The 23114-nt window shown below is 66.7% G+C and carries 14 protein-coding genes; 9 read left to right on the forward strand and 5 right to left on the reverse strand.

What is annotated here, in order from left to right; all coding sequences use genetic code 11:
- Positions 1–147: 147 nt before the first annotated feature.
- Positions 148–2703, reverse strand: coding sequence for a DNA mismatch repair protein MutS (gene mutS / locus XarbCFBP7408_RS17170; RefSeq protein WP_429001407.1), 2556 nt, complete (start codon positions 2701–2703; stop codon positions 148–150).
- Positions 2704–3576: 873 nt separating this feature from the next.
- On the opposite strand from mutS, the gene XarbCFBP7408_RS17175 reads away from it, so the two are divergent.
- Together XarbCFBP7408_RS17175 and XarbCFBP7408_RS17180 are read left to right on the forward strand one after the other, a co-directional pair.
- Positions 3577–5505 carry an alpha-L-fucosidase gene (locus XarbCFBP7408_RS17175; RefSeq protein WP_104563985.1) on the forward strand — a complete coding sequence of 643 codons (1929 nt, stop codon included), beginning with the start codon at positions 3577–3579 and terminating at the stop codon, positions 5503–5505.
- A 165-nt stretch (positions 5506–5670) separates the two neighbouring features.
- Positions 5671–6024 carry a hypothetical protein gene (locus tag XarbCFBP7408_RS17180; RefSeq protein WP_104563986.1) on the forward strand — a complete coding sequence of 118 codons (354 nt, stop codon included), beginning with the start codon at positions 5671–5673 and terminating at the stop codon, positions 6022–6024.
- Between the two features lie 191 nt (positions 6025–6215).
- Here XarbCFBP7408_RS17180 and galA read toward each other — a convergent pair whose 3' ends face one another.
- The 4 genes from galA to XarbCFBP7408_RS17200 form a co-directional block, all read right to left on the reverse strand.
- Positions 6216–8783, reverse strand: a complete 2568-nt coding sequence (gene galA / locus XarbCFBP7408_RS17185; protein ID WP_104563987.1) for a beta-galactosidase GalA — start codon at positions 8781–8783, stop codon at positions 6216–6218.
- On the reverse strand, positions 8780–9997 hold the full coding sequence (locus XarbCFBP7408_RS17190) for a glycoside hydrolase family 53 protein (RefSeq protein WP_104563988.1): 1218 nt from the start codon (positions 9995–9997) through the stop codon (positions 8780–8782). Before XarbCFBP7408_RS17190 ends, galA begins: the two co-directional genes overlap by 4 nt.
- 237 nt (positions 9998–10234) lie before the next feature.
- Positions 10235–12919 carry a TonB-dependent receptor gene (locus XarbCFBP7408_RS17195; RefSeq protein ID WP_104563989.1) on the reverse strand — a complete coding sequence of 895 codons (2685 nt, stop codon included), beginning with the start codon at positions 12917–12919 and terminating at the stop codon, positions 10235–10237.
- A gap of 362 nt (positions 12920–13281) precedes the next feature.
- On the reverse strand, positions 13282–14667 hold the full coding sequence (locus XarbCFBP7408_RS17200; RefSeq protein ID WP_039514026.1) for a short-chain fatty acyl-CoA regulator family protein: 1386 nt from the start codon (positions 14665–14667) through the stop codon (positions 13282–13284).
- Positions 14668–14790: 123 nt separating this feature from the next.
- Between XarbCFBP7408_RS17200 and XarbCFBP7408_RS17205 the strand changes: the two genes are divergently transcribed.
- The 7 genes from XarbCFBP7408_RS17205 to XarbCFBP7408_RS17235 all read left to right on the forward strand — a co-directional run bounded on the left by XarbCFBP7408_RS17205 (position 14791) and on the right by XarbCFBP7408_RS17235 (position 23112).
- The gene (locus XarbCFBP7408_RS17205) at positions 14791–16296 is read left to right on the forward strand and encodes a CoA-acylating methylmalonate-semialdehyde dehydrogenase (RefSeq protein WP_104563990.1); all 1506 of its coding nucleotides are present in this window, start codon (positions 14791–14793) and stop codon (positions 16294–16296) included.
- Positions 16297–16306: 10 nt separating this feature from the next.
- Positions 16307–17488 (forward strand): acyl-CoA dehydrogenase family protein, encoded by a 1182-nt coding sequence (locus tag XarbCFBP7408_RS17210; RefSeq protein WP_104563991.1) that lies wholly within the window; start codon positions 16307–16309, stop codon positions 17486–17488.
- Positions 17485–18282: an enoyl-CoA hydratase gene (locus XarbCFBP7408_RS17215; protein WP_104563992.1), complete on the forward strand. Its 798-nt coding sequence runs from the start codon at positions 17485–17487 to the stop codon at positions 18280–18282. Before XarbCFBP7408_RS17210 ends, XarbCFBP7408_RS17215 begins: the two co-directional genes overlap by 4 nt.
- On the forward strand, positions 18267–19454 hold the full coding sequence (locus tag XarbCFBP7408_RS17220; protein ID WP_429001408.1) for an enoyl-CoA hydratase/isomerase family protein: 1188 nt from the start codon (positions 18267–18269) through the stop codon (positions 19452–19454). Before XarbCFBP7408_RS17215 ends, XarbCFBP7408_RS17220 begins: the two co-directional genes overlap by 16 nt.
- Positions 19455–19610: 156 nt before the next feature.
- Complete coding sequence (gene mmsB, locus XarbCFBP7408_RS17225; protein ID WP_181106822.1) at positions 19611–20513, forward strand: 3-hydroxyisobutyrate dehydrogenase; 903 nt, start codon at positions 19611–19613, stop codon at positions 20511–20513.
- Between the two features lie 178 nt (positions 20514–20691).
- Complete coding sequence (locus tag XarbCFBP7408_RS17230) at positions 20692–21657, forward strand: cation diffusion facilitator family transporter (protein WP_104563994.1); 966 nt, start codon at positions 20692–20694, stop codon at positions 21655–21657.
- Positions 21658–21828: 171 nt separating this feature from the next.
- Positions 21829–23112, forward strand: coding sequence for an aspartyl/asparaginyl beta-hydroxylase domain-containing protein (locus tag XarbCFBP7408_RS17235; RefSeq protein ID WP_104563995.1), 1284 nt, complete (start codon positions 21829–21831; stop codon positions 23110–23112).
- The last annotated feature ends 2 nt before the right edge of the window (positions 23113–23114 follow it).

Consider the following 23114-nt stretch of genomic DNA (forward strand, 5'->3'; position numbering starts at 1 on the left):
ACGTCGCATCGATCTCCACTTGGCGTTGCTTTCGCTCGCATCCTCCATCATCTGCTTACGCCTTCTTCCTGGGTTTTGTTAGCCGCTCTTAGAGCCAGGCAACTACGCTTTTACGATTCCCGATTCCCGATTCCCGAATCCCCGCACTCAAAGCAACGCCTTCAACCGATACAAGGCTTCCAGCGCCTGCTTGGGCGTGAGCTCGTCAGGGTCCAGCGCCTGCAGCGCCTCCTGCGCAGCGGACGAGGGCGCGGTAAACAGGCCGAACTGTTGCGGGGCGTCCAATGCGGCCGGCGCCATTTGTGCGACATGGCTTTCGCCGCCGCGTTGTTCCAGTTCGGCCAGGCGATGACGCGCCTGGGTCACCGCGGCCTTGGGCAAGCCGGCGAGCGCGGCGACCTGCAGGCCGAAGCTGCGATTGGCCGGGCCATCCTTGACCGCATGCATGAACACCAGGCGCTCGCCGTGTTCGACCGCATCCAGATGCACGTTGGCGATGCCGCTGGCACCACCGGCATGCGACTCGTCGGCCAGCGCGGTGAGCTCGAAGTAATGCGTGGCAAACAGCGTGTAGCAGCGATTGGTATGCGCCAGATGGCGCGCAACGGCATCGGCCAGCGCCAGGCCATCGTAGGTGGAGGTGCCGCGGCCGATCTCGTCCATCAGCACCAGCGATTGCGGGGTGGCGTGGTGCAGGATGTAGCTGGTTTCGGCCATTTCCACCATGAAGGTGGATTGCCCGCGCGCCAGATCGTCGCCCGCGCCGATGCGGGTGAGGATGCGGTCGATCGGCCCGATCACCGCGCGGCTGGCCGGCACATAGCTGCCGATGTGCGCCAGCAGCACGATCAGGGCGTTCTGGCGCATGTAGGTCGATTTACCGCCCATGTTCGGGCCGGTGATGACCAGCATGCGGCGGTCGGCATGCAGCTCCAGATCGTTGGGTTCGAACGGCTGGTCGCGCACCGCTTCCACCACCGGGTGGCGGCCGCGTTCGATGCGCAGGCAGGGGGCGCTGTCCAGTTCCGGCTGCGACCAATCCAGTGCCTGCGCGCGTTCTGCGAATCCGGCCAGCACGTCGAGTTCGCTCAATGCACTCGCGCAACGCTTGAGACCTTCCAGCTCGCTGCCGAGTGCGTCGAGCAGGCCTTCGTACAGCAGCTTTTCGCGCGACAACGAGCGCTCGCGCGCCGACAGCACCTTGTCCTCGAAGCTCTTGAGTTCTTCGGTGATGTAGCGCTCGGCGTTGGTCAGCGTCTGCCGGCGGCTGTAGTGCAGCGGGGCCTTCTCGGCCTGGCCTTTGCTGATCTCGATGTAGTAGCCATGTACGCGGTTGTAGCCGACCTTGAGCGTGGCGATGCCGCTGCTGGCGCGTTCCCGTTGTTCCAGGTCGATCAGGAATTGATCGGCATTGGTGGACAGGCGGCGCAGCTCATCCAGATCGGCGTCGTAGCCGGTGGCGATCACGCCACCGTCGCTGAGCTTGAGCGGCGGTTGCTCCGCCACCGCGCTGATCAACAGGTGCGCGGTAGCATCGTGCTCGCCGAGTTCGGCATGCAGCGTCTGCAGGCGCGGCGAATCCAGTGGTGCGAGGATCGCGCGCACCTTCGGCAACAGCGCCAGGCCATCGCGCAAGGTGGAAAAATCGCGCGGGCGCGCCGAGCGCAGCGCCACGCGGGTGAGGATGCGTTCCAGATCGCCCAGCGCGCGGAAGGCCTCGCGCACGTCGGCATCGGCGCCGCTGTCGATCAGCGTGCCGACCGCGTGGTGGCGCTGCACCAGCACCTCGCGCAGGCGCAGCGGGCGGTGCAGCCAACGCCGCAGCAGGCGCCCGCCCATCGGCGTGACCGTGCTGTCCAGCACCCCGAGCAAGGTGTTGCGGGTGTCGCCATCGACGCGCGTGTCCAGCTCCAGATGCCGGCGCGTGGCCGCGTTCATCGAGATCGCCTCGCTGGCCACTTCCATCGCGATGGAGGTCAGATGCGGCAGCCGCTGTTTCTGGGTTTCCTCGACATAGCCCAGCAGCGCGCCAGCGGCGGCGGTAGCGCAGGGCTTGTCGTCGATGCCGAAGCCGGACAGGTCGTGCAACTTGAAGAACGCCAGCAACTGGCGCCGGCCGCTGTCGGCGTCGAACAACCACGGTGGCCGCCGCCGCACGCCGACGCGGCCACGCAGGAACTCCGGCCAGTTGTCTTCGTCGGGCACCAGCAGCTCGGCCGGTTCCAGGCGCGCGATTTCCGCTTCCAGCGCGTCCACGCTGTCCACTTCGTTGACCAGAAAACGCCCGCCGGCCAGATCGGCCCAGGCCAGGCCGTAGCCTTGCTTGCTGCGCGAGATCGCCATCAGCAAGGTGTCGCGGCGTTCGTCCAGCAGCGCCTCGTCGGTGACCGTGCCGGGGGTGACGATGCGCACCACCTTGCGCTCGACCAGGCCCTTGGCCAGCGCCGGGTCGCCGATCTGCTCGCAGATCGCCACCGACTCGCCCAAGGCCACCAGCCGCGCCAGATAGCCCTCGTAGGCATGCACCGGCACGCCCGCCATCGGGATCGGCGCACCGCCGGAGCTGCCGCGCTGGGTCAGGGTGATGTCGAGCAGCCGCGCCGCCTTGCGCGCATCGTCGTAGAACAGCTCGTAGAAATCGCCCATGCGGAAGAACAGCAGCAGGTCGGGGTAGTCCGACTTGGCGGCGAAGAATTGCTTCATGAGGGGTGTGTGCTCTACAGCCCCGCCGGTGTTCTTGGTTTTCTCTTTTGTGTCAGTGCTTTGCAAGAAATGTTCTTCCGGGATGTGGCGGTCAATCAGGGGCGCCAGCGGCAAGTCACAGTGATTTGTGGCGACGCGATTGCGACGACCCTCTAAACGGGATCAAACCGATATTGCAACGAAGTGGACCAGTAGTTGGGATCGCACCAGATGTTGCGATGGAACCAGGAGCCAGCTCAAGTCGGCGCGGACGCAAGTTTAAGCTCATCCACCGACGAATCCTTGCGCCGGCGGTCGAGGGGGCCGGCCCTAGATGGGCGATTGGCCATCGGGCCCGGGCCTTCAGACTTCCACTGCTGGATCGCTCAAGGCATACCGCCGCTGTAGCGGATGAATCCGCGACATCGTCGTTCGTGCGCACGGCTGCCGGCTGGGCGTCCTGATCCCTGAGAGTGTGGCCTGGGCAGCCCGAGCACTTGCTGCTACGCCACGACCTGTGGACTTCCCGCAAGTCAGTGCCAGCCAAAATGAGACGTCTACGACCAATGTTGATGACAAAACTTGGCAGGTTTTAGCCCGCCGACGCTGTCGTGCGGTCTTTGTTGGTTGTCGTCGGCCAGCCATTGTCCGTTCTGTTCGCGGAACGCGCTGCGCGCACGCAAGATACAGGCGTACGAGCCCCAGCAGCGCAGCGTGCGGCGCGGCAATCAGCCGTCAAACGACGCATGCCCGGCTTGCTACGCACGCTGTTCGGCGCTCGCCGCGCAAAGGCCTGCATGTGCGCGGCGCATTGCACAAAACGCCTGTTGCTTTGGGACTCTTTCGCCTTGGGAAAAAGCTAAGATCGATGCTTATGCAAAGACGGAGGCGCTAATGATCGATCGTCGTACTTTTCTTGCCACGGGTGTGGCGGCCGCTGCCGCCAGCTTCAGCGCATCGGCGGCTAGGATCGCGCAGACGCCGCGCGTCAACGCGCCGGCGCCGTGGGGTGCGCTGCCCAGCAAGCGCCAGCTGCGCTGGCATCGGTGGGAGCAATACGCCTTCGTGCATTTTGCGATGAACACCTTCACCGACAAGGAATGGGGCTACGGCGACGAGGATCCGCGCAAGTTCGATCCCAGCGATTTTTCAGCCGATCAAATTGTTGCTGCTGCCAAGGCCGGCAATCTGAAAGGGCTTATTTTCACGGCCAAGCATCACGATGGGTTTTGTCTTTGGCCGACGCGCCTGACCGAGCATTGCATCCGCAACTCGCCCTACAAGAACGGCAAGGGCGACATCGTCGGGGAGATGGCAGCGGCGTGCCGACGCGCTGGCCTGGCGTTCGGGCTCTATCTCTCGCCCTGGGATCGCAACCACGCCGAGTATGGTCGCCCCGGCTATATCGACTATTTCCGCAAGCAGATCGTCGAACTCTGCACGAGCTATGGCGACCTGTTCGAGTTCTGGTTCGACGGCGCCAACGGCGGCGACGGCTATTACGGTGGAGCGCGCGAATCGCGCAAGATCGATGCGCCCGCGTATTACAACTGGCCACGGATGATCGAGTTGGTGCATCGGCACCAGCCGATGGCCTGCACCTTCGACCCGCTCGGCGCCGATATCCGCTGGGGCGGCAACGAGGATGGCATCGCCGGCGATCCGTCCTGGCCGACCATGCCCAATGCCCCCTACACCCAGGAAAACGGCAATTCCGGCGTGCGCGGCGCGGCGCTGTGGTGGCCGGCCGAAACCAATACATCGATTCGCCCGGGCTGGTTCTACCATGCCGACGAAGACGGCAAGGTGCGCAGCCCGGAGAATCTGGTGCGCTATTTCGACACCTCCGTCGCGCGCGGCACCAACATGAACCTCAATCTTCCGCCCGACCGACGCGGCCGCATTCCCGACCATGACGTGGCGGTGCTGCAAAGTTTTGGTGATGCGATCCGCGCCAGCTTCGCCATCGATCTGGCCAAGGGCGCAAAGGCCAGCGCCAGCGCGTCGCGCGGCGCCGGGTTCGAGCCGGCGCGCGTGCTCGACCGCCAGCCGGACAGCTACTGGTCCACGCCGGACGATGTCACCACGCCGACGTTGACGCTGGAATTGTCGGCGGTGCAAACCTTCGATCTGATCCGGCTGCGCGAACACCTGCCGCTGGGCGTGCGCGTCACCCGTTTCGCGGTCGAGGCCGAGGTCGATGGGCAATGGCGGCGACTGGCCGAAGCGCAGTGCATCGGTGCACAGCGCATCGTGCGGCTGGACCGCCCGGTCGCCGCACGCCGGGTGCGCCTGGTCGTGCTGGAGGCGCCGGTGTGCCCGGCGATCAGCGAATTCGCGCTGTTCCGCGCCGTTGCGCCCGTGCCGGTCGCGCGGCCGACCGCGAACGCGCCAGACGTGCTGTCCACCGCCGGCTGGCGCATTGTCGAGGCGAGCGCGCCAGGAGCGGACACGTTGCTGGACGACGATGCCAGCACCATCTGGGTCACGCCCGCGCCGACGCCCGGCCATCCCGCGCAGGCAACCATCGACCTCGGTGCGCTGTGTCAGGTTGCCGGTTTCAGCCTCACCCCCTCGCGCACGGTGATGAACGGTGCGGCGCCGCCGAAGGGCTATCGCGCCGAAACCAGCGAAGATGGTCAGCACTGGCAGCCGGCCGGCGCCGGCGAGCTGTCCAACATCGCCTACGCGCTCTCGACCCAACGCCTCAATTTTCCCGGGGTCCGCCAGATCCGCTATTTGCGGCTGTCGTTCGCGGAAACGGCGGTGCCCGCCGAGCGGCTGGCGATCGCGGGGATCGGTGCGTTCTCACGCTTGCGATGAGGCTTGCGCTCCCGCGCCGCCATGCGCCGCGCGGGAGCACATCGTTGCGGTGACGCAGTGTCGCGGGCATGAGGTGGATCAGGCGAAGCGATCGAGAGAGAAATCACCTGTTCGCAGCATGTGGTGACCTGAATCTTGAACCGTGCTTGCACACCGTCGTTCCGGATGACGCGCTATGGTGCGCGACGCACGAGGCAAGCGATTCGGTTGGATATGGAACAGAAACAGCAAGAGTGGATGCAGGCCGTGACCGAGGCGCTCAGCGACCTGCTGGCCGCACGCGTGGCGCAGGCCACGCTGCTGGAAGCGATGATGGTCTCGCATCCCGATCCGGTGATGCTGCGCAAGGCGTGGGACGAGCTGTCGTCCCAGCGCATCGCATATGTCGCGCAGAAAAAGGCGGTCGCCACCGATCCGCGGCCGATGGATGCCTACACGCTTGAGCAGTTCCAGGCGTGGGAAGAAAAGCTCAGCCGCTACTTTCCGCGTGCGCCGGATGCAGGGAGCGCGGATGCGTGAACCGGCCCGCCAGCAATCCAGTCGCGCGACCTAGCGGCGGTGGGCCGGGCGGGTGTCGCCACCGCCTGTCGCTTGCGCACGCAGGCGCAGGCGACTGACTGTGCCGGGAGCCGGTCATGGCTCTCAGTCCTGCGGTCGGTTGGTGCCGACATGGTTCCTGATAATCACTGCAGCCGCTGCTACGGCCTGCGTCATGCCACCGATGCGCGCAGTTTGGCCTTGTCGGCCTCCAGGCGCAGGGTGGCAGCGGCAAGGCCGGGTGCGGTGGCCTGCAAGACGATGCTGCCGGCGCTGCGCGTGCTCTGCAGCAGGGCCGCACACAGTCCATTGAATGCCTTGCGTTGCGGCGCCTTGTCGTCCTCATGGCTGGCGGGGTCGCCGTTGCCCACGCCGATCAACCGCGCAGGGCCGCGCAGCGCGAACTGCACCAGGTTGTCGGCGGTCGGCACCAGGCGGCCCTGCGCATCGACGATCTCCACCTTGACCACCGCCACGTCTTCGGCATCGGCGCGCACTGCATTGCGGTCGCAGCTCAGGCGGATCGCTGCCGGCTTGCCGGCCGTCTCGCGGCGTTCGCTGAGCACCAAGTTGCCGCCGCGATAGCCGCGTGCCTCGATCACGCCCGGTGCGTAGGCCACGCGCCATTCGACATGGCCGTAGGCCGGCACCTGCTGCAGGCCCTGGCTGACGCCGTTGACCAGCAGTTCCACCGCTTCGAGATTGCTGTGGCACCAGACCTGGACGCGGCCCTTGTCATCGGGCTGCAGCAGGCCGTCCCAGTTCCAGTGCGGGAACAGATGCAGCACCGGTTCGCTGGTCCACTGCGCGCGGTAGTACCAGTAGTTGTCCTTGGGAAACCCGCAACTGTCGAGCACGCCGAACTGCGAGGCGACATTCGGCCAGCGGTTGTAGGGCGTGGGTTCGCCGCGATAGTCGAAGCCGGTCCAGATGAAGCCGCCGGCGATATACGGGCGCTGCGCGACATAGCTCCACCAGGCTTCGGCGGTGCTGGCCCACCAGGGGTGATCCAGGTCGTAGGCGCGGGTGTAGCCGCGCGCGTCGTCGCGCTGGTAGTTGCCGCGCACCGACACGGTGCTGCCGGTTTCGCTGCCGTAGATCGGAATGTGCGGATACTGCGCGTGGAAGCCATCCATCTGGCTGGTGCGGTAGTTGAAACCGACCACGTCGACGACCTGGCCGACGCCATCGCCAAAGCCCTTGTCCATGGCGAAGGTGGTGGGGCGGGTGGGATCGAGCTGGCGCACGCGTTGCTGCATGCGGCTGACGATGCGCGCGCCGCGCTCGGTGACCTGCTGCGGTTCTTCGTTGCCGAGCGACCACAGGATCACGCTGGGATGATTGCGCCCGCGCCGCACCATCGTCTCCAGTTCGCCCATTGCCTCGGGGTCGGTGGACATGCGGCGGGTTTCCTCGATCACGAACATGCCGAGGCGGTCGCACAGCGCGAGCAGTTCGGGCGTGGCCGGATTGTGCGAGCTGCGGTACGCGTTGCAGCCCATCGACTTGAGCTGGCGCAGGCGCCATGCGTGCAGGCTGTCGGGGATGGCGGTGCCGACGCCGGCGTGGTCCTGGTGGTTGTTGGTGCCGTGCAGCTTGAGCGGCGCGCCGTTCAACAGGAAGCCGCGCTGCGCATCGAAGACGGCGGTGCGCACGCCGAACGGGGTAACCAGCGCATCGACCGTCTTGCCGTCGCTGTGCACGCTGGTGGTCAGACTGTAGAGCTGCGGGGTATCGATCGACCATAGCGCCGCTTCGCCGAGCGGCAGGGTCTGTTCGACGAGGTGCACCTGGCCGAGTGCAACGGTGATCGCTGCGCTGGCTGCCTGTGCGACGACGCGTCCATCCGGCGCCGTCACGCGCGCCTGCACCGTGCACTGGCGCGGGGTGCTGCCGTCGTTGCGCACCTCGGTGGACAGCTGCGCGGTGGCGGTGGCGCCTTGCAGTGTGCTGCGCACGAACACGCCATCCCGCGGCAGGTGCAGCGGGTCGGTCTTGTGCAACCACAGATGGCGATAGATGCCGGCGCCTTCGTAGAACCAGCCTTCGCCCAGCGTGGCGTCCACGCGCACCGCGATCAGGTTGGGCTTGCCATAGTCGAGCACGTCGCTGAGGTCGACCTCGAAGCCGCAATAACCGCTGGCATTGCGCCCGACGATATGGCCGTTGCAGAACACGATGCAGTCGCGGAACACGCCGTCGAACACCAGGCTGATGCGCTTGCCGAGATCGCCTGCGGGGATCTGCAGCACGCGGCGATACCAGCCCACGCTGGTTTCCGGAAAGCTCGTGCCCAGCGGCTTGTAGCCGTGCGCGGCGGCCGGATCTTCCTCGGTGATGGTGGCCGAGATCGGTTCCTGCCGGAAGGGCAGGGTGACGGCCCAGTCGTGCGGCAAGTCCACCTGCTGCCAGGCACTGTCGTCGAACGCCAGCTGCGCGGCGGTCGCGGTGTCCTTGCCGGCCTTGGCGAAGGTGCGCTGGAAGGTGCCGAATTCGAAATCGCGCGATGCATCGCTGGCATGGCCCAAGTGGAAGCGCCACCCGAAGTCGAACAGCAGACGCTCCCGCGGCGCCAGTGCTGCATCGCCTAACGCTGCTGTTGTTGCGCTGCTTTTCGGCGCAGCCGGTGCCGCTGCGGCGCCCGCCGAGACCAATGCACCGGCTGCGCCCACCGGCAACGCGGCGCTCACGCCACTGGCCAGCATGCCGCGCAGCAATTCGCGTCGATTGATGCCACTCATGGCTGCGTCCTTTTGCCGGCATCTGCAGAATTGTCTGGCGTGCTCGCATCACGCTTGCTTGCGTCAGGTTTGCTCGACGCAGGCACACCGGTATACGGGTGGCGCATGAAGTCGATCGCCGGCAGCACCTCGTTGCCGTGCTTGAAGTCGAAGAAGCTGGCGTTTTCCCACGACGAGCCGGTGCCCCAGCGCGTCTTGCAGCTGCTGCTGGTCCATGCCGGCTCCCAGTACACGACGCCGGCGCCGCCGGTGTCGATCACCAGCTGGGTGAGATCGACCAGATAGCGGAACTGGCCCTGCGGCGTGGCCGGGTAGCCGGGAATCAGCGAGTCTTCGCCGAGCAGATTGTGCGAGGTGTCGCCGGAGTCCAGCGTCCACGGATACGCGGTTTCCACCACCACCACGTCGGCAGCGTAGCGGCCGCGCAGGCGCTTGATGGTCTTGCCCAGCTCGGCCATCGATTGCGTGGACCACTTGCGGTAGTAGCTGATGCCGATCAGATCGTAGTCGGTGACGCCGGCCTTGGTTGCGTCGGCAAACCATGGTTCCACATTCTCCGGCTGGGCGATATGCAGCATCACCCGCGGCTTAATCGCCGAACGTGCGCTGATATCGCGCACCGCCTTGATGCCGGCGTTGAACAGCTTGGCGTTGCGCTGCCAGTTGATGGGGCGTTTTTTGTCCCAGGGCGTGCTGTCCATCAGGTCGGAGTTGCTTTCGTTACCTACCTGCACCAGCTCCGGCATCAGGCCGGCGCGGTCGAGTGCGCTCAGCGTGTCGTAGGTGAAGCCATACAGCGTGCGCGCCAGCTCGTCGGTGTCGGTGATGCTGGCCCAGGCCTTGGGAATCAGCTGTTTTTCGCCGTCGGCCCAGTCGTCGGAATAGTGCAGGTCCAGCAGCACCTGCATGCCTTGCGCGCGTGCACGCGCGATGGTTTTCTTGACGTCGGACAGGTCGCTGTACGTGGTCCAGCGCGCATCGTTCCACAAGCGCACGCGCACCAGATTGGCTCCGTGCGCATGGAACAGTTCGAACGGGTCCTTGACCACGCCATTCTCGCGGTACTGCACGCCGCATTCCTCCATCTCGTTGACGTAGGACAGGTCCGCGCCCAGATACAGCGTGGCGGGGGCGGGGGCCGGGGCGGCGTGTGCGAAGGTGGAGATGGCCAGCGCCAGTAGCGCGGGCGTCCAGAGGCGGCGTGTGGAGCGCATGCAATTCCTCGACAGATAACACAAGGAGCGGGTGACAGCATGCCGCAGGCGGCGGTGCTGCTGCGCTGCCGCTGTGCAGCATCCAAACTTAGGTGACAGATTGGATTCCACACAGCGGCTGCGGCGGTGTGCAGGTGTGTGCAGCGATCGAGTGGCTGCACAGAACCTGCGCAGGCGATCAGACAACACGTCGAGCACTGAGCGATTCGTAGCGGGCAATCGTGGTGCGCGCTGCGCTTAGAACCTGTACGTCGCTTCGAGCTGATAACGGCGACCGAACACCTGATAGCCGCCGTCGTCCTGGTTGGCCAGACGGTTGGGCTTGTTGTCGGTGTAGGCGCGCAGCGGTTCGTTGGTGAGGTTGCCGGCCTGGAAGCGGAAACCGAGCTGCTTGCTGTACTGCCAGTTCAGGCTCAGATCCACCGTGCCTTCGCTCTGCAACCGTGCCAGCCGCGCCGCATTCCAGCCGTACACCACGGTGTAGGGGCTGTGGTACTTGTAGCCCACGCGCGCTTCGAAGCTGCCGTTGCTGTACCACAGGTCGAAGGTGCCGGTCTTGCGTGCCAGCCCGCTCAGCGGCAGCGGGTTGTCTTCCGGCGAGAATTCCTTGAGGTTGGAATCGACCAGCGAGAAGTTGGAGTAGACGCCGAAGTTTTCCATGTGCGGGATGAAGTAGAACGGCGTCTGGAAGGTGAGTTCCACACCGTTGATATGCCCGCCGCCGCCATTGAACGGCGCGCTGACCAGGTAATCCAGGCCGTTGATCACCTCACGGTCGGTGCGGTAGCCGATGCTGGAATCCACTTCCTTGCGATACACCGCAATCGCCGCCAGCGCTTCCTTGTGGAAGTACCACTCGTAGGACAGGTCGACCTGGGTGGCCTTGAACGGATCCAGCTGCGGGTTGCCGCCGCTGCCGGTGAGCTGGCCGACGGTGACGTTGGGGTCGTCCAGGCGCCGGCCGGTGCGCAACTCGTCCAGCGGCGGACGTGCGATGACCTTGGCCACCGCAAAACGCAGGATGCGTTGATCGTCGATCAGGAAGTTGACGGTGGCGCTGGGCAACACGTCGGTGTATTCCTTGCTGTCGCTGCTGGCCTGCACGGTGGTGCCGACCGAATCGAAGCCGTCGCTGGTGGTCTTGGTGTTGACCAGGCGCACGCCGATATTGCCGGTGACATCGGTGCCGAACAGCTGCGAGCTGAACACCGCCTTGGCGAAGGCTTCGCGCACGTCCTCCTTGACGTTCCAGTGGTCGAGCAACTGTTCGTCGAGCGTGGCCGGGTCGAAACCGCCGAAGCCGATCTCGGCGATGGCATCCATGTTGCCGCCGGTCAGCGTGGGCACGTTCAAGTCCGGCATGGTGACCGGATAGATCAGGCCTTGGTACGCCGAGATCGGCTGGTCGTAACCGGACTGGTTGCTGATGAAGCGGCGGTTCTGCTTCTCGCGGCGTGCGGCGCGTGCGCCGAATTCCAGTGAGGTGAACGCCGCGGCATCGACCGGGCGGCTGGCGTTGAGCGCCAGCGCGGCGATCTTGTCGCGCAGCCCCTGCGGCTCGGTCTGGCCGGCGATGCCCCACTCGGGCGTGTCCGAGCTGGTGCTGATGGTGGGGGTGACGCTGCGGCGGAAATCGAACGAGACGGTGTCCGGGTTGCTGCCGAAGCGCACCGCCTGCCAGGTGTTGTCGCGCTTGGCCTGCGAGAACGACAGGTCACTGCCCAGCGTCCACACATCGCCGCTCCACTTGGCGTTGAGGCCGCCGGCGGTGAGCGTCTTGACCTCGTTGTAGTGGCTGACCACATGGTCGACCTGCAGGTTCGAGTTGGCCAGCGTGCCGGCCACCACGTCGCCATCGACGATGGTGTAGGACGAGCCCGGCGTGGTGTACGGATTGGCGCCGGTCGAGAAGGTGCTGTAGGCCAGGCCGTTGAACCAGTTCTGCAACTGGTCCTCGTCGATCTCGATACGCGAATACAGGCCGTCGAACTTCAATTCGAAGTTGCCCGAGCGCCATTGCACCGTGCCCATCGCACCGGTGCGGGTTTGCTCGGTCAGCTTGAGCTGGTCGGCCGCGCCGAACGGGGTCGGGTCCACGCGGCCGTCGCCATCCACATCGCGCGAGGTGGTGGCATCGGTATAGCCCCAGCTGCCGATCGAGGAGTTGGAGTTCTTCTGCTTCTGGTAGGTGGCGCCGAGTGCAACCGCGAGGTTGTCGTTGATGTGGTGCACCCAGCTGGCACCGAAGCGGCTGCCCCACGGGGAATAGCCGTCCACGTCCTTGGCGTGGTCGTAGAACACCGGGCCGGCGGTGCCGACAAAGCCCGGGCCGGTGTAGTCCAGCGGGCTGATGGTGGAGATGTCCACCGTCGCGGCAAGGCCGCCGGCGACCAGGTCCGCCGACTGGGTCTTGTAGACCTTGACGGTGGAGACGATCTCGGTGGGAAACACTTCCCAGCGCACTGCGCGATTGGGCTCGGAGGAGGCGATTTCGCGCCCGTTGACGGTGCCCATGGTCATGCGCGGGCCAAGGCCACGCACGGTCGCCAGGCTCTCGTTGCCGCGGTCGCGGGTGCCGTTGACGCCGGGCAGGCGCACCAGCGCTTCGGCCACGGTGACGTTGGGCATCTGGCCCATGTTGTCGGCAGAGATCACTTCCATGACGTGATCGGACATCTGCTTGGCCTGCACCGCCTGGTTCAGGCTGGCGCGCTGGCCGATCACGGTGATGTTGTCGAGCGTGACCGGCGGCGCAGCACTGGTGGTGGCGTCAGTGGCCGGCGGCGCGGCAGGCGCGCTGTCCTGTGCCTGCGCACTGAACGCGGTGGCCAGCACGCAGGCGATGGTGGTGCAGAGGACGTCGCGCACGGGGGTGCGGCGCAGGCGCCGGCTGGCCGGGTGGCCGGTGTGGTGAACGGGCATCGTTTGATCCCTCCCAGGACAAAGTTACCGAATGAAATAGTGGCCGCTGGTGCGGCGCTGTGGCGCGGCTGCGCGTTGGCGTGTCCAACGCGGGCATGGCGGTTGCTGCGGTGTGGAGCTGGTTGATCGTTTGCGTGACGCTGCGGCGATGGTCGATCGCCTTGACGTCCCCCTGTCCTGCATGTGTCCGCTTCAGGGTAGAAGCGCAAGCCATTCCATTCCAATGAAGCATTTTGCGGGAGCTATCTCGCGTTGGAATGCTGCAGTGCAGCGGTAGCGTCTGCCTGGTCACAGTTGCGGCGTGAGTTGCGTGTACCGTGAAACACGGTTGCCTGGTCGACGCGACGGAACCGGGTCTCGGCCTAGCGCGCGTTGGCAGATAACCGGGGCAATGCCGGAAAGGCGCGCTGCACGCAGTCGTTGCGTTCGCAGGTCAGGCAGCCGGGGCCGATCGGCACCGCATCGTCCACCGCGTCCAGGTCCCAGCCGCGCGCATACACCAGTTGATCGGCATGGCGCAGGTCGCAGCCCATCGCCAACGCAAAGGTCTTGCGCGGGCGGCCGTAGCCCGGCGCGCCGCTGCTGACCTGGCGCGCCAGCCAGAAGTAGCGCCGGCCATCGGGCATGCGCGCGATCTGGGTCAGGATGCGGTCGGGCTGGTTGAAGGCCTCATAGACGATCCACAGCGGGCAGGCGCCGCCGACATGCGAGAAGTGGAAGTCGGTGGCCGAGTGCCGCTTGGACACATTGCCGGCACGATCGACCCGCATGAAGAAGATCGGCAGCCCGGCCGCGCCGCGCCGCTGCAAGGTGCTGAGCCGGTGGCAGACCGCCTCGAAGCCGACGCCGAAGCGATCGGCCAGCCATTCGATGTCGTAGCGCGAGCGCTGGGCGCTGCGCAGGAATTGGCCATACGGCATCACCAGCGCGCCGGCGAAATAGTTCGACAGCCCGATCCGCGACAACGCGATACGCTCGGCATCTTCGAAGCCGGCATCGGCGATGCGTGCGTCGAGCAAGGGCGCGCATTCCAGCAAGGCCAGTTGCGCGGCCATCTGGAAGGCCTGCTGGCCGGGGCGCAGATGCGCGGGCAGCCACAGCACGCGCGCCTGCGTATCCACGCTGCGCTTGTCGCTGTGCAGATCCGGCGCATCCTGCACCAGCAGGCCGTGGCGATCGGCCAGGCGTTGGCGCAGCCGCAGCGGCAGGTTGTCCGAGGTCAGGCCGAGTTCGGCATACAGCGCTTCGGCGCGCTCATCCAGTTCCGGCAGATAGTTGTGCGCGCGGTTGAAGTAATCGCGCACCTGCTCGCCCGGCGACAGCGAGGGCAGTGCGGCGTGGTCGGCGCCGATCTGTATTTCCAGTGCGGCGGTGCGTTCGAGCAGGTGCTGGTGGGCGCGGTGCAGGTCCAGCAGGGCCTGGGCCACCTGCGGCAGGTTGCCGGTGAGCACGCGCAGCTCGGCGGCCGACAGGCTGTGGCCCAGGCTGCGCAGCGATTCGTCCAGCGGCTCGACCAACGCGGCCGGGTCGTCCAGGTCTAGCAGGCCGTCCAGGTCGCCCAGCGCGGCCTTGAGCCGCTGCTGGATTGCCAGGGTCAGGGGGCGCTGGTTGCGCTCGATCTGGTTGAGGTAGCTCGGCGACAGCCCGAGCCGGCGCGCCAGCTCCGCCTGGGTCAGGCCGTGGCGCTGGCGCAGCCGCTGCAGGCGCAGGCCGAGCTGGTGGCGGAGCGGGAGTTGCGACTGGGGCATTTGCAAGATTCGCAAAATAGTGGCGGCAGCTTAGCGCGATTAAGCAGTCTCGGGCTGGGAATGCCAGGTCGCGGTGCGAACAATGCGAAGTATCTGTAGCAACCTTCTGCGAGCGACCCTGCAATGAGTGATTCCGTCCCGCGCGTTTCCCTGTTGATCGACGGCCAGTTCGTCACCTCCGCCAGCACCCATTGGCAGGACGTGGTCAACCCGGCCGATCAGTCGGTGCTGGCACAGGTGCCGTTCGCCACCAGCGGCGAAGTGGACGCGGCGGTGGCGGCGGCCAGCCAGGCCTTCGTGAGTTGGCGCAAGACCCCGATCGGCACGCGTGCGCGCATCTTCCTCAAATACCAGCAGCTGATCCGCGAACACATGCCCGAACTGGCTGCGCTGCTCAGCGCCGAGCAGGGCAAGACCCTGGCCGATGCCGAAGGCGATGTGTTCCGTGGGCTGGAAGTGGTGGAGCACGCTGCGGCGATCGGCAACCTGCAACTGGGCGAGCTGGCCAACAACGTCGCCAACGGCGTGGATACCTACAGCCTGCTGCAGCCGCTGGGTGTGTGCGCGGGCATCACCCCGTTCAACTTCCCGGCGATGATTCCGCTGTGGATGTTCCCGATGGCGATCGCCACCGGCAACACCTTTGTGCTCAAGCCTTCCGAGCAGGACCCGATGGTGACCATGCGGCTGGTGGAACTGGCGCTGGAGGCGGGCATTCCCAAGGGCGTGCTCAATGTCGTGCACGGTGGCGAAGACGTGGTCAACGCCTTGTGCGACCACCCGGACATCAAGGCGCTGTCGTTTGTTGGCTCGACCAGGGTCGGCACGCACGTCTATCGGCGCGCCTCGCTGGCCGGCAAGCGCGTGCAATGCATGATGGGTGCGAAAAATCATGCCGTGGTGCTGCCGGACGCCAATCAGGAGCAGACGCTCAATGCGATGGTCGGCGCCGCCTTCGGTGCGGCCGGCCAGCGCTGCATGGCGGCATCCACGCTGGTGCTGGTGGGCGAGGCGCGGCAATGGGTTCCGGCGCTGGTGGCCAAGGCGAAGGGCCTGACCCTGGGCGCGGGCAATGCGCCGGGCACCGAGGTCGGGCCGCTGATCTCCTGCGCGGCGCGCGCGCGCGTGGAAGGGCTGATCGCCTCCGGCGTCGAGCAGGGCGCCACATTGGAGCTGGATGGGCGCGCACCCAGCGTGCCTGGCTTCGAGCAGGGCAACTTCGTCGGCCCGACGATCTTCTCCGGGGTGAGGCCGGGCATGCGCATCTACGACGAGGAAATCTTCGGCCCGGTGCTGGTGATCCTGGAGGCGGCCACGCTGGACGAGGCCATCGCCCTGGTCAATGCCAACCCCAATGGCAATGGCACCGCCTTGTTCACCCAGTCCGGAGCGGCGGCGCGGCGTTTTCAGGAAGACATCGACGTGGGCCAGGTCGGCATCAACGTACCGATCCCGGTGCCGGTGCCGCTGTTCTCGTTCACCGGATCGCGTGCCTCCAAGCTCGGCGACCTGGGCCCGTACGGCAAGCAGGTGGTGATGTTCTACACCCAGACCAAGACCGTGACCGCGCGCTGGTTCGACGACCAAACGCTGGGCCACGGCGTCAACACCACCATTTCCCTCAAATGACCTGACCGCCATGAATGCAGCCATCCAGCTACACGCCAATACGGCCGATTTGAATGACGAGCAGGAAGCCTTCCGCGCTGCCGCGCGCGACTTTGCCGACAAGGAACTTGCACCGCACGCCGCGCACTGGGATGCGCAAAGCCACTTCCCGCGCGAGGCCATCGCCAAGGCGGCCGAGCTGGGGTTCTGCGGCCTGTACACCGATGAGGGCGTGGGCGGCCTGGGCATGCGCCGGCTCGATGCCGCGGTGGTGTTCGAGGAACTGGCCACCGTCGATCCATCCACCTCGGCGTTCATCAGCATCCACAACATGGCCACCTGGTTGATCGCCAGCTACGGCAGCGACGCGGTGCGCGCGCAGTGGGGCGAGGCGATGACCAGCGGCGCCAGGCTGGGCTCGTACTGCCTGACCGAACCGGGTGCCGGCTCGGACGCGGCCTCGCTCAAGACGCGCGCGCAGCGCGATGGCGACAGTTACCTGCTCAACGGCAGCAAGGCCTTCATTTCCGGTGCGGGCGCCACCGACGTGCTGGTGGTCATGGCCCGCACCGGCGACGACGGTGCGCGCGGCATCAGCGCCTTCGTGGTGCCCGCCGATGCGCCCGGCATCGGCTACGGCCGCAAGGAAGAAAAGATGGGCTGGAACAGCCAGCCCACGCGCGGGGTGAGTTTCGAGAACGTGCGCATTCCGGCCGGCAATCTGCTGGGCAAGGAAGGCGAAGGCTTCAAGATGGCGATGAAGGCGCTGGACGGCGGCCGCATCAATATCGCCGCCTGTTCGTTGGGAGCGGCGCAAGGCGCGCTGGACGCCGCCCGCCGCTACATGGGCGAGCGCCGGCAGTTCGGCAAGAAGCTGGCCGATTTCCAGGCGCTGCAGTTCAAACTGGCCGACATGGCCACGCAACTGGTGGCCGCGCGGCAGATGGTGCACACCGCTGCGCGCAAGCTCGATGCCGGCAGCCACGATGCCACCGTGTGGTGTGCGATGGCCAAGCGCTTCGCCACCGATGCCGGCTTTGCGATCTGCGACGATGCCTTGCAGATCCACGGCGGCTACGGCTATATCCGCGAATATCCGATCGAGCGCCTGCTGCGCGACAGCCGCGTGCACCGCATCCTGGAAGGCACCAACGAGGTGATGCGCATGATCATTGCGCGCCACCTGCTCAACGGCGAGGAGGAGCTGCGATGAGCGATTGGGCAACGCGCACGCACACCGGCTTGCAGGTCGAACGCGATGGCCATGTCGCCATCGTCACCCTGCGCAATCTGCCGGCCAACACCTGGACCGTGCACAGCCTTGCAGCCTTGCGCGATCTGGTCCGCGCGCTGGATGCGGACCGCAGCATCTACGCGCTGGTGATCACCGGCGAGGGCGAGAAGTTCTTCAGTGCCGGCGCCGATCTCAAGCAGTTTGCCGATGGCGACAAGGCTGCTGCACGGGAGGCCGCGCGGCGCTTCGGCGAAGCTTTCGAAGCCTTGAGTGCGTTTCGCGGCGTGTCGATCGCCGCCATCAATGGCTATGCGATGGGCGGCGGCCTGGAATGCGCGCTGGCCTGCGACCTGCGCATTGCCGAACAACACGCGCAACTGGCCTTGCCGGAAGCCAGCGTCGGCCTGTTGCCGTGCGCCGGTGGCACCCAGAACCTGCCACGCCTGGTCGGCGAGGGCTGGGCCAAGCGCATGATCCTGCTCGGCGAGCGTCTGGATGCCGCCACCGCGCACCACATCCGCCTGGTGGAGGAGGTGGTCGGCACGGGCGAGTCACGTGCGCAGGCCAGTGCCTGGGCACAGCGCGCCGGCAAGCAGAGTCCGGCCAGCGTGGCAGCGTGCAAGCGCCTGGTGCAGTCCACCCGCCACGGCACGCATGCCGCCGCGCTGGTGGCAGAGCGCGAAGCCTTCGTCGACCTGTTCGAGCAGGCCGATCAGGCCGAGGGAGTGGCGGCCTTTCTCGAGAAGCGCGCACCGCAGTGGAGCAATGGCTGATGCTGGATGTGAGCCCCCCCGAAGAAGCTCCGGTGCTGTTCGGACAACGCGACTGCGCCGACGGGCATCGCATCGGCATCGCCATCTTGAACGCGCCCAGGACGCTCAACGGCCTGTCCCTGCAGATGACGCGCCTGCTGGATGCGCAACTGCGCGTCTGGGCCGACGATGCGCGGATTGCCTGCGTGGTGCTGCGTGGCGCAGGCGAGAAGGCGTTCTGCGCGGGCGGCGATCTGCATGGTCTGTACCAGAGCATGCGCGCGCATCGCGAGGCGGTGCCGGATCTGCAGGAACGTCGCGCGCGCCCACAAGGCAACGCGCACGCCGCTGCGTTCTTCGAAGAGGAATACCGGCTCGACCATCGTATTCACACCTACCCGAAGCCGCTGCTGTGCTGGGGCCACGGCATCGTCATGGGCGGCGGTATCGGCTTGATGTCCGGCGCCAGCCATCGCGTGGTCACCGAGCGCTCGCGCCTGGCGATGCCGGAGATCAGTGTCGGCCTGTTTCCCGACGTGGGTGGCAGCCGGTTGTTGCGCCGCGTGCCGCGCGGCGCCGGATTGTTTCTGGCACTGACCGGCGCGCCGCTGGACGCCAGCGATGCCATCTATGCCGGGCTTGCGGATGTGCGCCTGGAGCATGCGCAATACGCGGCAGTGCTGGGCGCCCTGGACGCGCATGCCTGGACAGGCGATGCAGACGAGGATCGCGCCCAGCTCGGCGCGTTCCTGCACGGGATTGCGCAACCGCTGGAGCCGGGCCCGCTGCAGGTGCATGCGGCGCTGATCGCGCAATTGGTGGCAGGCCAGACGCTGCAGGAGGTGGTCGCCGCAATCCTGGCACTGCACAGCGAAGATGCCTGGCTGCAGGCCGCGCGTGCAACGCTGGCAGCCGGCGCGCCCGGCTCGGCGCGCCTGGCCTGGGAACTGCAACGTCACCCGGGCACCGGCACGCTGGCCGACACCTTTCGCACCGAGTACGGGGTGGCGCTGCATGCCGCCGCCCATGGCGACTTCGCCGAAGGCATTCGCGCGCTGTTGATCGACAAGGACCGCATGCCGCAGTGGCAGCCTGCCGCGCTCGAACAGGCCGATGCGCAATGGGCGGCTGCATTCCTGCAATCGCCCTGGCCGCCCGCACGGCATCCGCTTGCCGATCTTGGTGCAGGTTGAGTCGCTGACACGGGAGTGCAAACGGTCGACGGATGCGGACGATGAGCAGCATCCGCAGTGCAGGACCGAGGGACGCCACTGCGCCCGTTTGCCGCACTGCGCCGCGGCCGGGCACACCATTCAACGGCCGCGCCAGTCGGTGATGGCCGCCCAACCCTGGAAAACCACACCATGAGCAAGATCGCTTTTATCGGCCTGGGCAATATGGGCGGGCCGATGGCCGCCAACCTGAGCAAGGCCGGGCACCAGCTGCGGGTATTCGATCTGGTGCCGGCCGCGCTGGACGCGGCAGTCGCTGCCGGCGCGCATGCCGCCAGCTCCGCGCACGACACCCTGGCCGACGCCGAGATCGTGATCTCGATGTTGCCGGCCAGCCGCCATGTGGAAGCGCTGTACCTGGGCGAGGCCGGGATTCTGGCGCAGATTCCCGAAGGTGCCCTGGTGATCGACTGCAGCACCATCGCACCCGCCAGCGCACGCAAGCTCGCCGCCGAGGCGCAGGCGCGTGGCCTGGCGGTGCTGGATGCGCCGGTCTCCGGCGGCACGGCGGGCGCGGCGGCAGGCAGCCTGACGTTTATCGTCGGCGGCGCCGCGCCGGTATTGGCGCGCGCGCGGCCGGTGTTGCAGGCAATGGGCAAGAACATCTTCCACGTCGGCGACAACGGCGCCGGCCAGGTCGCCAAACTGTGCAACAACATGGCGCTGGGCGTGATCATGGCCGCCACCGGCGAGGCGCTGGCGCTCGGCGTTGCGCAGGGGCTGGACCCGGCGGTGCTGTCGCAGATGATGGCGGTCAGCACCGGGCGCAGCTGGGCCACCGAAGTGTGCAATCCGTGGCCGGGTGTGCTGCCCAACGCGCCGGCATCGCGCGGTTACAGCGGCGGCTTCGGCAACGATCTGATGCTCAAGGACCTGGGGCTGGTCGCCGAATCCGCAGTACAGGCGGGCGTGTCGATTCCGCTCGGCGAGCTGGCGCGCAATCTGTATGCGATGAACAGCCAGGCCGGTAACGGCGCGCTGGATTTCTCCAGTGTGATCAAGCTGGTGGCCAAGGTTTGAGAGCCGCTAACAAAGCGTCTACGCCCACCGTCAAGTGGGCCGCTCCAAGTCGCTACCCGGCCTGGGCAATAACGTGCAGCGCCGCGCCCACGTGATGTGATGTCATCACGCCCGGGTGTAATAGTCTCCGCCATCGCGTGCGCCTAAGGTGCGCGCATTGCACGAGACCACCGCATCCATGGGACACGACCACAACCACGCACCCAGCGACATCCGCCACGAGACACCGCTGTGGTGGGCGCTAGGACTGACCGCCACGTTCCTGCTGGCGGAAGTCATCGGTGCGTTCATCACCAACAGCCTGGCGCTGCTGTCCGACGCCGCACATATGGCCACCGACACCGTGGGCCTGATGATCGCCCTGCTTGCCGTGCGCCTGAGCCGTCGTCCTGCCGATGCGCGCCGCACCTATGGCTATGTGCGGCTGGAAGCGCTCGGCGCGCTGGCGAACGGCGCGCTGTTGTTCGCAGTCGGCGCCTACATTCTCTGGGAGGCCGCGCAGCGCTTCCGCGCACCGCAGGATATTTCCTCCAGCGGCATGCTGCTGATCGCCGGCCTCGGCCTGGTGATCAATCTGATCGCCATGAAGCTGCTGCACGCCGGCAGCGGCGAGAGCCTGAGCGTCAAGGGGGCCTACCTGGAGGTCTGGAGCGACATGCTTGGCTCGGTGGCGGTGATCATCGGCGCGCTGCTGATCCGCTGGACCGGTTGGCAGTGGATCGACCCGGTGCTGGCGGTGCTGATCGGCCTGTGGGTGCTGCCGCGCACCTGGGTGCTGCTGCGCGAGGCGATCAACGTGCTGCTGGAAGGCGTGCCCAAAGGCATCGATCTGCCGCAGGTGCAGCAGGCGCTGACCAGCTACCCCGGCGTCGAAGACGTGCACGACCTGCATGTCTGGGCACTGGCCTCCAGCACGCCCGCGCTCACCGCACACGTGGTGGTCAGCGAAACCACCGACCGCGACCGCCTGCGCGACGCCCTCGCCGAGCTGCTGCACGCGCGCTTCGAGATCACCCACGTCACCCTGCAGGTGGAGAGCGGCGACTGCGGCGCCGAGCCGTGTGGCGCGGCGCCGGCCGCGCAAGGCTCCGCGCATGACGATCATCGTGGTCACGCGCACTCGCACGGCGGCCACGCGCACTGACGCGGAGCACGCCTCCAGTAGGCTTGTTGCCTGACTGGCGGTGGCATGGCGTTGCCTGGAGCAGCGCCCAGCCAGGCCATCCGGTCCGATCCAGGGGAGAACCGTCCTGCTGCCGAGCTACCGCCCAGGCCGTATGATCGAGCCGGGGAAGACTGCGAGGCTGGCGGCGCGATGGCGGTACAGATCGAACAACGCAACGAACGCATCGCCGCGCTGATCGCCGAGGCGGGCGCGGCGGCATCGGCCGGGCAATGGCAACAGGCCGAGCAATTGTGGACACAGGTGCGCCAGTTGGCGCCGACGCACCCGCAGGCCTTGTACAGCCTGGGCGTGCATGCCTACCAGCGCGGCGATGCAACGGCGGCGCTGGAGTACCTGGCAGGCGCACGCGCAAGCAGCCCGGGCGATCCGATGATCGTGCTGACCATTGCGGTGGTGAAGCAGGCGCAAGGCGATGTGGATGGCGAGTGGCAGGCCATCAGCGCGGCGTTGGCGCTGGATGCGTACTTCCTGCCCGGGCTGCTGGCAAAGGCCGCATTCCTGCAGGCGCGCGGCCGCCCGCGCGCCGCCGCCGGTGTCTATCGCGATGCGCTGAAGGTCGCGCCGCCGGAGCCGCAATGGCCTGCGGTATTGCGGCGCAAGCTGGCCCTGGCCACGCAGGCAGTGGAGCAGGACACGCTTGAGCTGGAAGCGCAATTGCGCGCCGTCCTGGACGCTCCTGGCATCGCCGTGGACGCCGCGCTCGCAGGACGCTGGGCGGAGGCAGCCGCGATCGCATGCGGGCGCAGTCGCCCGTTCCACTCCCAGTCCAACCGCTTGTACATCCCGCGATTGCCGGCCCTGCCGTTTCACCCGCCGGACGCGTTTCCCTGGATCGCTGCAGTACAGCGTCAGACCGCGGCGATCGCGCAGGAACTGCGCGCCGTCATGCACGAGGACAAGGGCGGCTTTGCGCCGTACATCGCCTACGCGCCGGACCAGCCGGTCAATCAGTGGAAGGAGCTCAACCATTCGCCGGCATGGAGTTCCTATCCGTTGTGGGCACATGGACAGCCGGTGGATGAGCATCTGCGGCAGTGCCCGGCAACCGCCGCCGCTTTGGCATTGGTCGATGCGGCGCAGATCGACGGCGTGTGCCCCAACGCGATGTTTTCGGTGCTTGCGCCGCAGACGGTCATTCCGCCGCACCATGGTGAGACCAACGCACGTCTGGTGGCGCATCTTCCGTTGATCGTGCCCGAGGGCTGCAGCTTCCGGGTCGGTTACGACTGGCGGCAGTGGGAGGTCGGCAAGGTGCTGGTGTTCGACGACTCGATCGAGCATGAGGCGCGCAACGCGAGCGCGCAGCTGCGTGCGGTGCTGATCTTCGATGTCTGGAACCCGCTGCTGAGCCAGGAGGAGCGGCAGATGGTCAATGCCATGGAGACGGCGATTGCGCGCCACCGTGCGGGATGAGG

Source organism: Xanthomonas arboricola pv. guizotiae, assembly GCF_002940205.1.
GTDB lineage: Bacteria > Pseudomonadota > Gammaproteobacteria > Xanthomonadales > Xanthomonadaceae > Xanthomonas > Xanthomonas arboricola_C.

Bases quoted from the DNA above. Each gene is read 5' to 3' on its own strand.
- mutS (WP_429001407.1), bottom strand. From the start codon at position 2,703: ATGAAGCAATTCTTCGCCGCCAAGTCGGACTACCCCGACCTGCTGCTG.
- XarbCFBP7408_RS17175 (WP_104563985.1), top strand. From the start codon at position 3,577: ATGATCGATCGTCGTACTTTTCTTGCCACGGGTGTGGCGGCCGCTGCC.
- XarbCFBP7408_RS17180 (WP_104563986.1), top strand. From the start codon at position 5,671: ATGACGCGCTATGGTGCGCGACGCACGAGGCAAGCGATTCGGTTGGAT.
- galA (WP_104563987.1), bottom strand. From the start codon at position 8,783: ATGAGTGGCATCAATCGACGCGAATTGCTGCGCGGCATGCTGGCCAGT.
- XarbCFBP7408_RS17190 (WP_104563988.1), bottom strand. From the start codon at position 9,997: ATGCGCTCCACACGCCGCCTCTGGACGCCCGCGCTACTGGCGCTGGCC.
- XarbCFBP7408_RS17195 (WP_104563989.1), bottom strand. From the start codon at position 12,919: ATGCCCGTTCACCACACCGGCCACCCGGCCAGCCGGCGCCTGCGCCGC.
- XarbCFBP7408_RS17200 (WP_039514026.1), bottom strand. From the start codon at position 14,667: ATGCCCCAGTCGCAACTCCCGCTCCGCCACCAGCTCGGCCTGCGCCTG.
- XarbCFBP7408_RS17205 (WP_104563990.1), top strand. From the start codon at position 14,791: ATGAGTGATTCCGTCCCGCGCGTTTCCCTGTTGATCGACGGCCAGTTC.
- XarbCFBP7408_RS17210 (WP_104563991.1), top strand. From the start codon at position 16,307: ATGAATGCAGCCATCCAGCTACACGCCAATACGGCCGATTTGAATGAC.
- XarbCFBP7408_RS17215 (WP_104563992.1), top strand. From the start codon at position 17,485: ATGAGCGATTGGGCAACGCGCACGCACACCGGCTTGCAGGTCGAACGC.
- XarbCFBP7408_RS17230 (WP_104563994.1), top strand. From the start codon at position 20,692: ATGGGACACGACCACAACCACGCACCCAGCGACATCCGCCACGAGACA.
- XarbCFBP7408_RS17235 (WP_104563995.1), top strand. From the start codon at position 21,829: ATGGCGGTACAGATCGAACAACGCAACGAACGCATCGCCGCGCTGATC.